General features: G+C 60.2%; 11 protein-coding genes. 3 read left to right on the forward strand and 8 right to left on the reverse strand.

The window, feature by feature from the left end; translation table 11 throughout:
- Positions 1-4: 4 nt before the first annotated feature.
- From ACWJJK_RS17915 to ACWJJK_RS17950, 8 genes are read right to left on the reverse strand one after another with little or no spacing between them, the layout of a single operon-like run.
- The gene (locus ACWJJK_RS17915; RefSeq protein ID WP_133716729.1) at positions 5-1042 is read right to left on the reverse strand and encodes a PepSY-associated TM helix domain-containing protein; all 1038 of its coding nucleotides are present in this window, start codon (positions 1040-1042) and stop codon (positions 5-7) included.
- A gap of 18 nt (positions 1043-1060) precedes the next feature.
- Positions 1061-1825 (reverse strand): HpcH/HpaI aldolase family protein, encoded by a 765-nt coding sequence (locus tag ACWJJK_RS17920; protein WP_133716728.1) that lies wholly within the window; start codon positions 1823-1825, stop codon positions 1061-1063.
- On the reverse strand, positions 1809-3041 hold the full coding sequence (locus ACWJJK_RS17925) for a type III PLP-dependent enzyme (RefSeq protein ID WP_210023830.1): 1233 nt from the start codon (positions 3039-3041) through the stop codon (positions 1809-1811). Before ACWJJK_RS17925 ends, ACWJJK_RS17920 begins: the two co-directional genes overlap by 17 nt.
- A gap of 1 nt (position 3042) precedes the next feature.
- Positions 3043-4866, reverse strand: coding sequence for an IucA/IucC family protein (locus ACWJJK_RS17930; protein WP_210023829.1), 1824 nt, complete (start codon positions 4864-4866; stop codon positions 3043-3045).
- Between the two features lie 11 nt (positions 4867-4877).
- A complete protein-coding gene (locus ACWJJK_RS17935) occupies positions 4878-6050 on the reverse strand; it encodes an MFS transporter (RefSeq protein ID WP_210023828.1) in 1173 nt (390 codons plus the stop codon).
- A complete protein-coding gene (locus ACWJJK_RS17940) occupies positions 6047-7861 on the reverse strand; it encodes an IucA/IucC family protein (protein WP_210023827.1) in 1815 nt (604 codons plus the stop codon). Before ACWJJK_RS17940 ends, ACWJJK_RS17935 begins: the two co-directional genes overlap by 4 nt.
- Complete coding sequence (locus tag ACWJJK_RS17945; protein ID WP_210023826.1) at positions 7861-9066, reverse strand: hypothetical protein; 1206 nt, start codon at positions 9064-9066, stop codon at positions 7861-7863. Before ACWJJK_RS17945 ends, ACWJJK_RS17940 begins: the two co-directional genes overlap by 1 nt.
- A gap of 24 nt (positions 9067-9090) precedes the next feature.
- Positions 9091-11307 carry a TonB-dependent receptor family protein gene (locus ACWJJK_RS17950; RefSeq protein ID WP_454128333.1) on the reverse strand — a complete coding sequence of 739 codons (2217 nt, stop codon included), beginning with the start codon at positions 11305-11307 and terminating at the stop codon, positions 9091-9093.
- A gap of 315 nt (positions 11308-11622) precedes the next feature.
- On the opposite strand from ACWJJK_RS17950, the gene ACWJJK_RS17955 reads away from it, so the two are divergent.
- From ACWJJK_RS17955 to ACWJJK_RS17965, 3 genes are all read left to right on the forward strand, one after another.
- Complete coding sequence (locus ACWJJK_RS17955; protein WP_077730404.1) at positions 11623-12540, forward strand: NADP-dependent methylenetetrahydromethanopterin/methylenetetrahydrofolate dehydrogenase; 918 nt, start codon at positions 11623-11625, stop codon at positions 12538-12540.
- Between the two features lie 193 nt (positions 12541-12733).
- Complete coding sequence (locus ACWJJK_RS17960) at positions 12734-13189, forward strand: globin (RefSeq protein WP_210023824.1); 456 nt, start codon at positions 12734-12736, stop codon at positions 13187-13189.
- A 48-nt stretch (positions 13190-13237) separates the two neighbouring features.
- On the forward strand, positions 13238-14143 hold the full coding sequence (locus ACWJJK_RS17965; RefSeq protein ID WP_077730402.1) for an NAD(P)-dependent methylenetetrahydromethanopterin dehydrogenase: 906 nt from the start codon (positions 13238-13240) through the stop codon (positions 14141-14143).
- Positions 14144-14162: the final 19 nt, after the last annotated feature.

Consider the following 14162-nt stretch of genomic DNA (forward strand, 5'->3'; position numbering starts at 1 on the left):
ATTTTCACCATTTAAATATGCCGCGACGAGCCCCGAATTGTCCGTTTTGAGTGGAACGCTCATTTGCTCTGCGCCGTCGGCAGTACAGATAGAGTCCACTCCCGCTCAATCCGAGCAGTACCATCCCGAACAAGGCCGTGAATTTGGGACCGTACGTTCCCCACAGCCGACCGCTGTGGAGCGGATACAAAAGATGGGTCCAGTGAGAAAAAGGCGTGGCGATCTTGAGCACCCGGCCGCCGGCATCGAGATAAGCCCAGCCGCCGTCACGAAACCGGAACTGCCAAGGCGTGCTTCCGTCCGCCGGGAAATAGATCCGCTCCAGCGGCGCCGCGGGATAGGCGCTGGTGGCGCTGGACACGTGGCGGGCAAGAGTTTTCGTCGTCACCGTCGGCTCGCTGCCGGCAAGCCGGGGCGGCGGGTCCAGCCATTGTTTCAAGGGCCCGGCAAAATTGAGAAGGCTTCCCATAACGGCCAGCACGGCGAGGAAACCACCTACGATCAAACCCAGTCCCCGATGCAGGCCCCGGATCGTGAGCGAGTCCCACCTCCCGGTACGATAGGTCGGGCGCCGTTGCCGGAGCAGGAGGCCGACACCCCAGAGGATGGGAACCAAAACCCCGGCGGCGCTGGCAAGGATTTGCCCGGTCAGTCCCAAGGGCTTGCCGCGATGCAGGGCGTAAAGAAAATCCAGCCCGTCCTGTTCGGCGGCATCGCGCATGGCCAAGGTTTGACCGGTTCCGGGATGGATGAAGGCCAGACGCCGGTCCGGCCCGACCAGTTTGGCCCGGGCGGCGCGCTCCGGAGCCGTAGGCAAATAGAGCACCTCCAGCCGATAGTCCGGATAATCGGCCGCGATGCGCTGCTCCAGGACAGCAGGGGGCAAACCCGCTTCGACCGCCCGGTTCAGGCGATACGGCGACTCCGCGTAGCGAAGCTCGTCGTAGAAGCCCAGCAGGATGCCGGTTGCGGCAATGATCATCAACGGCAGCGCCAAAGCCGTCCCCAGGTAAACATGGGTCTTGAACAGCCATCGAATCATTCTGCACCTTTCGTGGGATTACGCTCTGAAGCCTTGCAAATGCGCTTTGAGCGCTCGAAAGGCGACGCCGCGATCATCGCCCAGCAGGAAGGCGCGGACGCCGCGCTCGCTCCAGTATTCACGCTGCCCCGGCAGACGGGGAACCGCGCAGAAGGCGACGCCATGACTTCGGCAGGATTCGGCGATGCGCTCGATGGCCGCCTGTACCGATGGATGCTGGGGCTGGCCGGGCACGCCGTAAGATTGGGAAAGATCGACGGCGCCTTCGAGCACCAAGTCTATGCCGGGCATGGAGAGGATGTCGTCGATCCGCTCCACGCCCTCGCGGTCCTCGATCATGACCGCGACCAGAATCTCGGCGTTGGCGCACTCGAAATAAGTCGGCAGATCCAGGCGGCCGAATCCGGTCGTTCGTCCGCCGCTGATGCCGCGCGTCCCCAAAGGGTGATAGCGGCTGGCCTTGACGATAGCCTCGGCCTCCGCCGCATTTTTCACATGGGGCACGACGATGCCTTGCGCGCCACAGTCGAGAACGCGCAGGATGACGTCCGCCGCGATGCCGGGCACCCGCACCAGCGGCGTGATGCCGGCGCACTCGGTCGCCCGCACCATGTTTTCCAGCGTTTCCGGATTGGTGGAAACGTGTTCCAGATCGAGGATGACGAAATCGTATCCGGCGTATCCGAGCATCTCCGCCAGGAGCGGCGATGGGATCGAGTTCAACAGACCGAATACCGTCTCGCCTCCTCTCAAGGCCTGCTTGAGCCTATTGGTTTGCAGCATGGTGATTTTCCTCTAAGGGCAGATAAATGTGGGCCGGATGGGGGTGACGCAGAAAGTCATGATGGGAGATATGCCAGGCGTAGGCCCCCGCATAGGGAAAGATCAGCAAGTCGCCGACGCGGACGTGCGACACGGCAGCATCGGTGGCGAGCACGTCCTTGGGCGTGCACAGCTGCCCCACCACCGTGATTTTGGCGTCCCTGATCTCGGGACGCGCAAACGGATACGGCCAGCGCTCCACGGGCAGCACGAAAAAGGGATGACTGTGCCCGTGGGCATAAGGCGTCCGGAAGTGATGGGTCCCGCCCCGCCCGACCACGAAGTAGCGGCCGAGGCATGGCTTGATATCGATCACCTGCATGACGTAATTGCCGCAGAATCCGCTGACGTAGCGGCCCAACTCGAAACGGATGCGGTAGCGCTCCATCTCCTTGTCTTGAACCAGGCGCGCAAGGCCGGTGCTGAAGGCGGTCCAATCGAATTGTCTATCCGGCTCCCGATAATTGATGCCGATACCGCCCCCGACGTTGAGGTGCCGGATGTCCAATCGGTGTTCTTCCTGCCACTGCCGCACCTGATAGAAATAGGCCGCGAGCAGACGCAAATGGGCTTCCGCGTCCAATTGGTGGGACAACAGATGAAAATGGAAACCGCGGAGACGGATCTCGGGATGAAGGTCCAGCCAGGCCAGGCACTCGGACAGCCGGCCGGCCTCGATGCCGAATTGGGTGGCGCGGCCGCCCATGGCGAGGGAGGTCGCCGGCACTTCGTCCAAGGGTAGATTGAGGCGCAGCAGCACCGAGGCGGGTTGCCCCGCCTCGCGCGCCAGCCAAGCCAGCCGTTCGAGCTCCCACAGGCTCTCGACATGCAGCAGTTCCACTTTGCCGCTCAGGGCGGCGGCGAGTTCCGAATCCAGCTTGCCGGGTCCCCCGAAGATCACAGGGATTTCCCGGAAGTGTTCACGCACGAGAGCGAATTCGCCGCCCGAAGCCACTTCGAAGCCCGCAACCCAAGGCGCCAGTGTCTCCAGGATCGGCAAATCCGAATTGGCTTTGACGGCATAGAACAGCTCGCAACACGAGGGAAGCGAGGACACCAGATGAGCGACATGGCGGCGCAACGCCTCCAAGTCGTAGACATAAGCGCAGCAGGGTTCGTCGGCTTGATACGTGAAGCGCCGGACGGCGGCGACGACCCGGTCGTGGTTGATCGCCATCCTACGGCTCCCCGGCTTGGGCCAAGAGATGCGGAAGCGGCACATAACCTGCGTCGCGATCGGGACGCTTGAGAAAACGGTTGATGAAGTTGGCCTTGGCCGGCAGCGGCTGGCCCGCCAGAAGGGCGTTGATGCGCCCGGCGGAGCGAAGATCGCCGTAGCGCCACTGATACTCGCGAAGATGATGGCGCAATACGGTCCACAGCCGCCTTTCCAGGCTAGGCCCCATTTCGCCTAGCTGTGCGATGGCTTCGCAGAAATTGTTGACGAACAGGCAATAGGCGATCCGGTTCCACCCTTGCTCTTCGGAATAGAAAAGCGCCTGCCGCGCCCGCTCGCTGACTCCCTCCAGTTCCTGAAAAACCCGCCGTTCCCGCACCAGCTTGACCCCTTCGAAATCGCGCAGCCACACGCGGCAGGGCCTCCCGCCCCGGATGCCGGCCAAGACGTTTTGCAGATGCGGTTCGAAGACGAGCCCAAAGCTAAAGAAACAGTGGAAAACGGGATAGAGGAGATGTTCGACATAAGCATCGAACCAGCTTTCCGCGGCGGCAGCTAGGGACAGACCTTCGCGTTCGGCCAGGCGATTCACTGTTGCCATGAGCCGCACTCGGCCCAAGGAACGGTTGCCGAACAGGGCTCCCGCCAAAAGCGGCGTTTCCCCTTCCGCCAAGCGGTCTAGCCCCTCCCGCAGGATCAGTCCGAAGCCTTCGGTCACGGCCCGGTTCTCCTGCCTATCCGAGCCGTGAAGATCCAGCGAAAGAAAAGCCGGCTCTTCGAGCACCCTGAATTCCGGAAAGAGCCCCCGAATGGCGGGCAGGTATTGCCGCATGATTCGAGTCACGGCAAGGGCTCCCTCCAACTCGTAATGAGCATTCTTGCGCACGCAATTGGTGATGCGGACGTTCAGCGACAGCTTGTAGAAGTAGGGGTTTTCGGGATGGAACAGCGTGCGGATCGAAGAAGTCGGAAAATAGGCCGGCCCTCCTATTCCAAGGTCGCGCAGCCGATCCTCTCGAAGCGCTGCCCGCACCAAGGGATGATCGAACAGGTAGCGCGCCTGCCAGGGATGGACGGGCACCACGGCGAAATCGTCGTCGGTCCTCGACTCGGCAGGCGCCCGGAGCCGTATCAATTCTTCCGCGGATTCGGAGAGCAGCGACTCCTGGACCAAATGCTCGCGGCGTACGGCGAAGTAGTACAGCGGAAACGAGGTCCCAAGCTCCGGCGAATAACGCTGCAGATCCTCCGGCGAAAAGCCTTGGCGGCTCTTGGGCGCGGGATGGAAGGCGTGACCGAAGGTCAAGGATTGTTCGGATTCCAGGTAGGCTGCCAGCGGTTCGGCCGAAAACGCCTCGGGCTGAGATTTCGCGAGAATCGTTGCCGTGACGGCGACGCTATCCCGGATCTGCTCCATCAGCTCGGCATTGAAAGGCAATGCATGCCGCAAGGCCATTTCCCTGAGCAGCAAACTCGAGAGCATTGTCCAATCGAGGAGCGTCCAGGGTCTTCCCGGCAATTTGTAATAGGGTTGGGAGCGGTAGCGGTAATTGCCGGTAGGCGACGGCGCATCGACGACCACGAGCAGGCGGCTTCCGATCGAGGACAAAAGGACGTGCATCACCTGCCCTCCGGTACGGTGCAAGGCGGCGCGCAAGGCCAGCGGCCAATCGCTTTGGCCGAACAGGGGTCCGATGCCGATCTGTCCGGACGGTCCCGCGACTTCTCGACAATAACAGTTCAGCAGATTTTCCATGCAGCGCCGTCCGGCCTGATCTTCGGCGGACAGGATGCGATAGACGCTTTGCAGAGCTCTTTGCGACATGATCATCTCCTTTAGGTATTGCCGCTGGTTAACGGGGAGCAGGCCCGGCCTGTCGAGCAAAAGGCGGCGACGGCGACCACCGCCGCGCCGAGCAAAAACGGGGCATGCAAATTCAAGGATTGAGCGACGAGGCCGGCGGAGAGACCGGCGGCCACTCCAGCCCATTTGGAGCTGCTGTCCAGGCGACCGAAGGTTCGGCCGGCTGTGCGGTGATGAGCCGCACGGGCCATCAGGCTGTGCAGGGCGATGAAACAGGCGGTCATGGCCAGCCCCATCAAGAGCCGCCCGAGTCCCAAAAGGGCCGGCGTCGGGGCCAGCGCCTGCCCGATCAGGGAGACGGCCAGGAGAATAAACCCCGGCATCAGCGTCCTTTCCGGACGAACCGAATCGAGCCGGCGGCTCATGGGAGCGGCGCTCAGCAGGTAGACGAAGTGGGGCAGACCGAACAACAGCCCGGCGAGCGTGGCGGTCAGATCGGAAAACGACGCTTGGGCAAATGGGATGAAATAGGGAAAGGTCACCACCGTGGCGAAGATCAGGGCGAACTGCAAGGCGCAAAGCCGGAATAGCGCACCGTCGCCGGGCATGGAGCCCGATGTGTCCTTCGTCCTGGCGGAAGCTGCAGTCGAGCCGTCCGGAAGCCGCCACAAGAGCAGCGCCGCCGAGAGCGGCAGCAGGGCCAGATAGCAATAGATCCGAACCGGCGAATCCCACGCCATGAACGGCCCGAACACCGCCGGAGCGCCCGCCAGGGCGGCGCGCGCCGAGCCTTGCGTCCAGGTCAGGCAGCGGCTCAGCTGATTGCCGCTGACCACGGTCGCAAGGTAAGCATTGGAGGCGGCGAAGGTGCCGCCCAACACGCCTTGCAGGATGAGCGCCACGAAGAATGTCCAAGGGTTATCGCTGAGGCCGGCGAGCAGGAAACTTGCCGAGAGACCCAACTGGGCGCGCAGCAGGGAGATTTTCTTGCCGACGCGGTCGGCCAGCGCCCCCCACCAGGGACCGGCGAGCGCCGCAAACAGGGCGGGCACGATGTAAAGCCCGCCCACGAGGTAAGTCTCCTCACTGTGGAACGACTTGCCGAGGATCACCGCGAAAAAGGGCGGCAGCCCCAGGGCGGCGAAGGCGGACACGAAGTGACAGGCGAGCACCGCGGTCACCGTACGGCGCTGAAGCGGCGTCATGACGGATCCCGGAGAAAATTGGGGGCGGTTTTCCCGTAGAACTTGTTGACGTCGGCAGCGCCGGTCGCTTGCCTGGTTTGCAGGCTTGCGGCGGTAAGCAGATATTTGAGGTAGTGCCGGTCGTCTTCCAATAGAACCCGGCGGGCCAGGCGGGCGTCTTCCCCCTGCCCCTCCAGCTCGGTCAGGATAGCTTCCAGCTTGCCGCGCACCCCCACATAGAGCTCGCCGGCGGTCCATCGCCCGGTGGCGGTCAGCCCTTCCAGCGGGGCGGCGACGTTGAGCTGAAGAGTGATGGTCAGAAACATCTGTGCCAGCGCCAGCTCCTCGTCGACCACGATGCGGCGGTCCTGAAGACGCTCGACGAATTTCCCGAGTTCGGGCCAACGCCTTTTCAGCATGTCGCCGTGAATACGCGGGGCATCGTTGTCCTTGAGCAAAATCCGGAGCCTTGGGGCCTCTCGGCTTATTACCAGGATCGAATTCTGCTGGTTGGATTCGAGGGCTATACCGTAACGCAGCCACAGCAATAGATGCACGCGCAAGGTAAGATCCCAATACGCGTTCAGAAAATCTTCCAGACGACCGTCGAAAAAGCGCTCCGCCACTTCTTCGGCCACCAGCCGTCCGTCGGGCGTCGCGGCCGCCAAACCCGCGACCGGCAGCAAGGTGGCGTGCTCCAGTCCCGCGGGATAACGGCGGAGAATGTAGCCGAGGAACGGCAGATGATCGACATGGGCGCCGCGGCTTTCGTCGGTCAATAAAAGCAGGCCGGACAGCCAAGGCTCCCGTTCGGCGATGCGGCCGAGCAGCGTCTGCACCGTGTGTCCGTCGGCGATGGTGCTGGGCTTGATGGTGCGGATGTTTTTGCCGCCCAGGGTGCGGATGGTAAGGGGCAGCTTGATGTGGGTATCGGGCTCTTCGCGCACGACCACGGTGCGCACCGAGAGGGTCGGCAACACCGAAACGCGGCTTTCCGGAGCGGCGATGACTTTCGAACGAAGCCCATGCTCGTCCAGCAGACCGTCCAGCCGCCGGTTCCACAGGAACGGATGGACCGGCAGCAGCGCGTAGTCGGCCTCGAGACGGGATGCCAATCCCACCTCCTCGAAAGAAGGCCACCAGATTTCCCTGCCGGGAAACGAGGTTTCTTGGCAGAGATCCTTGGCGACCGCCAGCCAGCGCAACGGGAACGGACGCTGAAATTCAGGTCCGTAAGCCGAGAGATCGGCCGCTTCGAACCCCAGCTTGGCCCGCGCCGTCGGATAAAAGGGGTGATCCAGAAAGGAAGCGAGGCGCTCGTAATAGAGCTGACGCTCCGGCCAGTAGAGGCTATCCGCCGGTGTGCGCGGTGCCGCGCGCAGCTCGGCGAAATAGCGCTTCCGCTCCGCTTCGCACAAGACGCCGTGCTCGATCGCCGCACGGCATTCCGTTTCGAAATCGGCGAACAGCGCGGAGGCCTCCTCATCCAGACCTTGACGGAAACATGCCAGGATGTCGGCGATGTCGGACAATCTTTCATGCCGTCCGTCTCGCCGCCGAATAAGGGGCAATTCGTCCAAGGTCAACTCCTGAAGAAGACCCTCGCGGCGCACCGGAATCCATAAGCTGCCATCCCCGAGATGGTCCGCGACCAGCCATTGCTTCGGCCGTCCGCCTTCCGGTAAGGAGGAAAACGGAGTGGGGCCGGAGCCGACCAGCCGGCCTCGGCTGACAATCTCCCGGAGGTTCTCCCGCAGCAGGGCATCCACGACCCGGCGGCAGATGTAGTCGGCCAGGGAAGACGGCGCCAGCGTTTGCGGTGCCGCGCTCATTATTGGAACTCCCAAACCAGGGAAGCGGCCGCCCGATCCATCGTTCGCCGTATCAGCTCGGCCTTGGGACCGACACCGCTGAGAACTCCGAGATAGTCCTTGTTCGAATGGCTCAATGTGACGGCATCGCCGGTTCGGCGCAAAGGCCGGAAAGCGAGATGAACGCCCTCCTCTCGCCGAGTGAAATCCTGCGGCGCGCTTATCAGCCGGCCCTCCTGTCCCGCCGGAAAATAGCGGATCTCCGCGCTCCGGGCGGTCGGTTCCAGAGTCGGCAGAGCTTCCCCCAGATGCAGACGCAGCACGATCTCGAAGAGCGAGATACCGAGAATCTCCTGAAGCAGAAAATCGCGCCGATCGCCGATGCAACGGTAGTTGATCTCGATCAGGCGCGGACCCTCGGGCGTGGCGACGAATTCCGTATGGCAGGCACCGAAGCCGATGCCGAAGCCGCGGATCTGATCGCAGACTTCCCGTAGCCAAGGAATGGAGCGGCTTTCGTTCCAGCAGGCTTCCAGCTCGATGAAATGGGGCGGCGGCGAGAGACGTACGCGGAATCCGCCGAGCACGTTCAGGTTCTGTCCATCGCCCAGCGTTTCAAGGGTATAAAGAGGGCCCTCGATGTATTCTTCGAGCAGGATGGCCTGGCCGGGCTGAGATTTCCAGAGCGCTCGGCAGTGCCGTTCCAGCTCGCTCGCATTCCGCACCAGACCGACCTCGAGGCTCGCCACCCCGTCGCGCGGCTTGGCCACGCACGGGAAAGGGGCGTCGGACATGCGGCGTGCCAAACCTTCCTCGTCCCATACCACGGCATGCCAAAGCGGATCGATGCCTTTCAATCTCAGAGCGCACCGCATCTCCGCCTTGTTCTTGGCCCGATAAGCGACCCGCCAGTCTTTGCCGGGCAGGCCGAAATATTCCGCCGCGATCGCGGTGCTGGTCTGTAAATGGTCGCTATTGGAAAAGATCGCCGCCGGTTTTTTTCCGCGCCGCGTGATCGCCTCGATCACGGCGATGGGATTGAAGACATCGCAGGCGACCACGGCATCCGGATAGGCCGGCAGCTCGCCTCCTCCGAAATGCTGCCGATGCGCTTCGGCTTGGTCGGTCAGAAGCACGACCGGTAGACCCAAGGCGCGTGCCGCAGGTAAAAAGCCTTCGTTCACCGAGTCCGTTGGGACATGGGCTAGCAGAATCAATTCAGACATGGATGTTCCCTTTTTTCCAAAAAATTAAAGATCGAGCTGCAGGCTGAGCATGACGGAGCGCCCTGGCCCCGGCACTCGGCCAAGGCTGGTGTCCACGCCACGGAAGTAGTAGTTCTCGTTGAACAGGTTATTGGCTGCCAGCCCAGCCCGAAGGTTAGTCCCGTCGATACGGAAATCCTTCGTCACCTGAGCGTTCCAGACCCAATAGGACGGAATCTCGCCCCGGCTGCCCGTGGCGTCCTCCCGCTCGGTGTTGGCGGCATCGGTGAAGGCGGAACTGAGATACAAGCCATTCACGTTGAAGTTGTAGGTACCGATTCGGTAGTTGCCCTGCAGGGTGAATTGATGCGTGGAACTGAAGGGCACCCGGTTGCCTTTGAAGGCGACCTGGGTGGCTCCGCTGAACACGTTGTTGAGCTGCTCCGTATCCACGTAGGTGTAGCCCGCCTTGAGATCCAGCCCCGGCAGAAGCGAGGGGGTCCAGCCTAATTCCGTTTCGTAACCCTGGTGACGGGTTTTGCCGAGATTGCGGAATTTCGTGGTGCCGTTCTCCACGACGGCGACGATCTGGTTTTCGAAATCGAATTGGAAAAAGGTGAAAGCGGCCGAAAGCTCCGGCAGCGGCGTTAAACGCATGCCCGCTTCGTAGTTCCAGGCTTCTTCCACCCCCGTATCACCCTCGAGGGTAATTTGGGTGAACTGAACCGGCTGCAAGGATTTGTGCAGGTTGCCGAACAGGAAAACCTTGTCGGGCCAAAGATGAAACCCCACATCAAGGCCCGGCAGAAGCTCGTCGTTTCGGCTGCCGGCCTCGGTTCCGTTAAGCCGGTTGTGGCTGGTTTGATCAATCCACTCCACGCGCAGCCCCGGCGTGGCGCTCAGACGTTGGTTCCAGACGCTTAGCGTATCGCTGGCGTATAGCGCGACGGCATCAGTGGTAAATTGGAAATCCTGGGCACGATTGACTCGACCGGTGCTCAGACGGCGCCGATCCACCGCTTGATCGACCTCCTCGCTGACGTAACGTCCGCCCAGGGTGAACTTGTGATCCAGCCAACCGGTAGTCGCCCCCACGGTCAATCGAGGCTCGGTACCATAGGCGGTGAACGTGCGCGGACTGGTTTGCACGCCGTTGGACACCCTGGACGGATCGAGACTGCACGAAGTCGCGGTGCTGTTCAATAGGCAGCCGACGGTAAACTCGCGGTCGCTGGTATGGGCGAAGTTGCTCCAATTGAATTCGGCCGGCGCGCCGAAAAAATCGAAATTTTGGTTATAGATCAGGTGCCCTCGCACGGTGTGGCCCTGGAACTTATCAAACGGCCGCTGCGACTGGAAGCGGTCGTCACGATAGGCCTCGGGCGACAAGCCTCCGGGCAGTTCCGTGTCGGTGTTGTAGTATTGCAAACGGGCTTTGATAGAAGCGTTGTCCGTGAGGAACCAATTGGCGTCCGCGATCAGGTTCTCGACTTCGGTGTCGGAATGGGACCGAAAGGAATCGCCTAACACGGTGTTCGCCTGGAACTGCAAGCCCAGCCTGTCGTTCACAAATCCGCCGACCCGAAAATAGCTGTCGGTGAGAACGTTTCCGGTTTCGCTGGAGATCGTCAGCGCTTCCTTCAGCGTGGTACTGAATGTTTCCGGGATCGGCTTGCTGACGAAGTTGATGACACCGCCGACGTTGTTGGGCCCGTAGCGCACCGCCACCCCGCCCCGCGCTACGTCGATGCTCTCCGCCGTTTGCATGGTCAGGGGAAACATCGACAGTCCGGTCTGCCCGTAAGGTGCCAGCGCGATGGGTATGCCGTCGACCAGTACCAGCGTGCGCTGGCTGCGCCGGGGATCTAGGCCGCGCACACCGATATTCGGCAGAATACCGGTCCCGCTTTCATCCTGTACGCGGACACCCGGGACCAGCCTCAAGGCATCCTCGACGTTACGCATGCCGGCTTGGTGAAGCTCCCGTTCGGTAATCGCCGTGCGGGCGCCGGGATAGGTTTTGACCGAATCTTCCGTGGGGGCTCCCAGCCAATCGCCCGTAACTTTCACTTCTTCGAGCTCGGTGGTTTCCAAAGCCGCGATAGACCGATTCGAGTCCGCCTCCTGCCCTCCGGCTCCCTCATCGGCAACCCGTTTTTCGCCCTGGAGATCCTGATTGGATTCCTCGCTAAGCGCCGGGAGCGCAAAGGCGGCGAGCCCAGCGAGAATAACGGTGGTAATTTGGCAAGACCCACGCTGCATAAATAAAGCTCCTTTGTTGTTTTTGTAAGCCCGGCAGATCGCCTCATCCCGAGGATGAGGTTTCGTCGCTCTCTGCCGTATTAGTAATGTGAATGCGAACGATTCTCATGTCAATAAAATTTAAGAAAGCGGCATGCCAGACCCCGTTTGGGCGCCAGCGACGCCGTCTAATCCGTTGAAACCTTGAAACTCAGCGGCGTTAGCAGGATATGAACTGTGCTATGCTGGGCGGGTCATGCGCCCCGGACTTGATACATTGCGGCGACTGAATCCTAAACCGTATACTCCGACCAACAACTAGAAATGGAGCGATCTGTGGAAAAACCTTTTATCCTGCATATGTTCACCCCGGAAAAGAACCTCAGCCCGTTCGACGTTAACATGGCTTTGGACGCCGGCTGGATTTCCGCCATTCCGTACCTCCATATCGAACTGGGCGAAGTCACCGCCCTCGTGCAAGATGCGATTTTCTCCAGAAGTCCGAGCGGCGTGAAACGAACCGGCATTTTCATCGGCGGAAGAGATGTAAAGATGGCCATGGACATGCTCCGCACCGCTCAGAAGTCCATGGTTCCGCCCTTCGTGATCTCCGTGTTTGCAGACCCTAGCGGCGCCTTCACCACGGCCGCAGCCATGGTCGCCATGGTGGAGCGGGAACTGGAAAAGCGCCATCAAACCAACTTGCAGGGCAAGAATGTACTCGCTTTGGGAGGCACGGGTCCGGTCGGACAGATTGCCGCGGTGTTGGCCGCCAAGGCCGGAGCCAACGTAAAAATCATCGGCCGCCAGCTGGAAAGAGCCCAGAAGATCGCGGAACTATGCAATGCCGAATTCGGTAACGGTCAAACCGATATTCAAGGCGATGCAGACGCCAACAAACCGGAGCTGATCAAAACCGCCGATGTGGTATTTGCTACCGCCGCAGCCGGAATTGAAGTGCTGAGCGCGGAATTGGTCGCCTCTGCTCCGCAACTCAAAGTCGCCGCCGATGTCAATGCGGTTCCGCCGTCCGGAATCGCCGGTCTCGGCCCTCACCACAAGGGCACGGAAATTGAGGGTTCCCGTAGCGGCGCCGTCGGCGTTGGAGCCTTGGCTATCGGTAACGTGAAATACCAAACCCAGCACAAACTGCTGAATATAATGCGCTTTCAGTTGCGACAATCGGATAAGCCGGTTTTCCTAGATTATAACGATGCTTTCGAAGTGGCTCGGGAATACGCAAAGAAGCTTTAAAGCGTCAAAGCAGAAATTCATTAATATGCTATTTCTTACTATGGATTCAATGGCCACATACTGAGTGGCCATTATCCGGTTGGTAATTAATTATTCGACCATCCGATGGCTAGGGACAATTATCGGGTTCGAGGGTATTTAATTATCCATATAAAAACAATAGTTAACTGGATCAGCCAAGAGGAGCATAATAATGAATAATACCGCCGAAGCCATTAAAATCACGGATGCCGATAATGATCGATTGCTCAAGGAAATGGTGGACAAAAGCTATACACGATGCCGACTAACCGGGACCTTTATAGATGACTTTTATAATGCCTTTATCGCAACATCGCCCAGAATTGCGGAAAAATTTCGGAAAGCCGACTGGGAAGCTCAGAGGCGTTTGCTGGATCACGGCATCAGGCATTTGATTCTGTTTTTTCACGAGCCTAGCCCCGTCACGGCGGAAAAGATGATTCAGCTCGGCGAATCCCATTCAAGAAGCAGACTTAATATAGAACCTGATCTTTATGATTTTTGGGTTTCTGCCCTGATATCGACCGTCGCCGAAAGCGATCCAAAATTCAATCCCGAACTCGACGCAGCCTGGAAAACGGTTGTCGAGCGCGGTATTGCCGTCATGAAATCCATGCATGACGACTAAGCTACCTAAGACCAAGTATCTTTATTACTGACGTAGAGAAACCAACACATGTCCAAACGCAGTGTTTTATACATGCTCGATCCGATGCCCCATAACAGCCCGTTCGATATCAACATGGCGGTCGATGCGGATTTCGACATGATTATTCCGCTCAACAACGTAAAGCTCGAGGAAATCAACGGCCTTACGCAAGACGCCATCTTTTCGCGCGGACCGGAAGGCGTAAAAAGAACGGGCATGTTTATCGGCGGACGCGATATCGGTTTGGCCGTGAGTATGTTGGAAGCTACCCAAAAGGCCATGGTGCCGCCCTTCCAGTTTTCCGTCCTGGCCGACCCCAGCGGAGGTTTTACCACGGCGGCGGCTTTGGTCGCAGTGGCTGAAAAACAGCTCAAGGAGAAACACGGCATGGAGCTGAAAGGGTGCAATGCCGTGGTGTTCGGCGGCACCGGCCCGGTGGGCATAGCCACCGGGGTTATTGCCGCTTTGTGCGGAGCGGAAACGACGATCATCGATCACGCGTCGCTCGACAATGCACTGGAAAAGGCCGATACCTACGGGCGCCTGTTCCAAACTCGCCTGGAAGGCACATGTGCGGCATCCGAGGCCGACAAGGCCCACTTGCTTCACAAGGCGGATGTCGTGTTCTGCACGGCCAAGGCCGGAGTGCAGGTTCTAAAAGCCAGCGCCCTGGCGGAAGCGAACCAACTCAAGGTTGCGGCGGATGTGAACGCGGTTCCGCCATTGGGTATCGAGGGCGTCAAGCGGACTGATTTGGGCACTCCGCTCAAGCATGCAGTCAACTCTCCGGGTGCCGTCGGCATCGGTGCATTGGCGGTCGGCGATTACAAGTACAAGCTGCAACAGCATTTGCTCCGCTCGCTCCTGACCCAGGAAGAGCCCGTTTTTTACGATTTCCGCGAGGCATTCAAAATCGCCCGGACCATGGTCTGACGCGTCGGCTTCGCAGCTT

This window comes from Methylocaldum gracile, assembly GCF_053646815.1.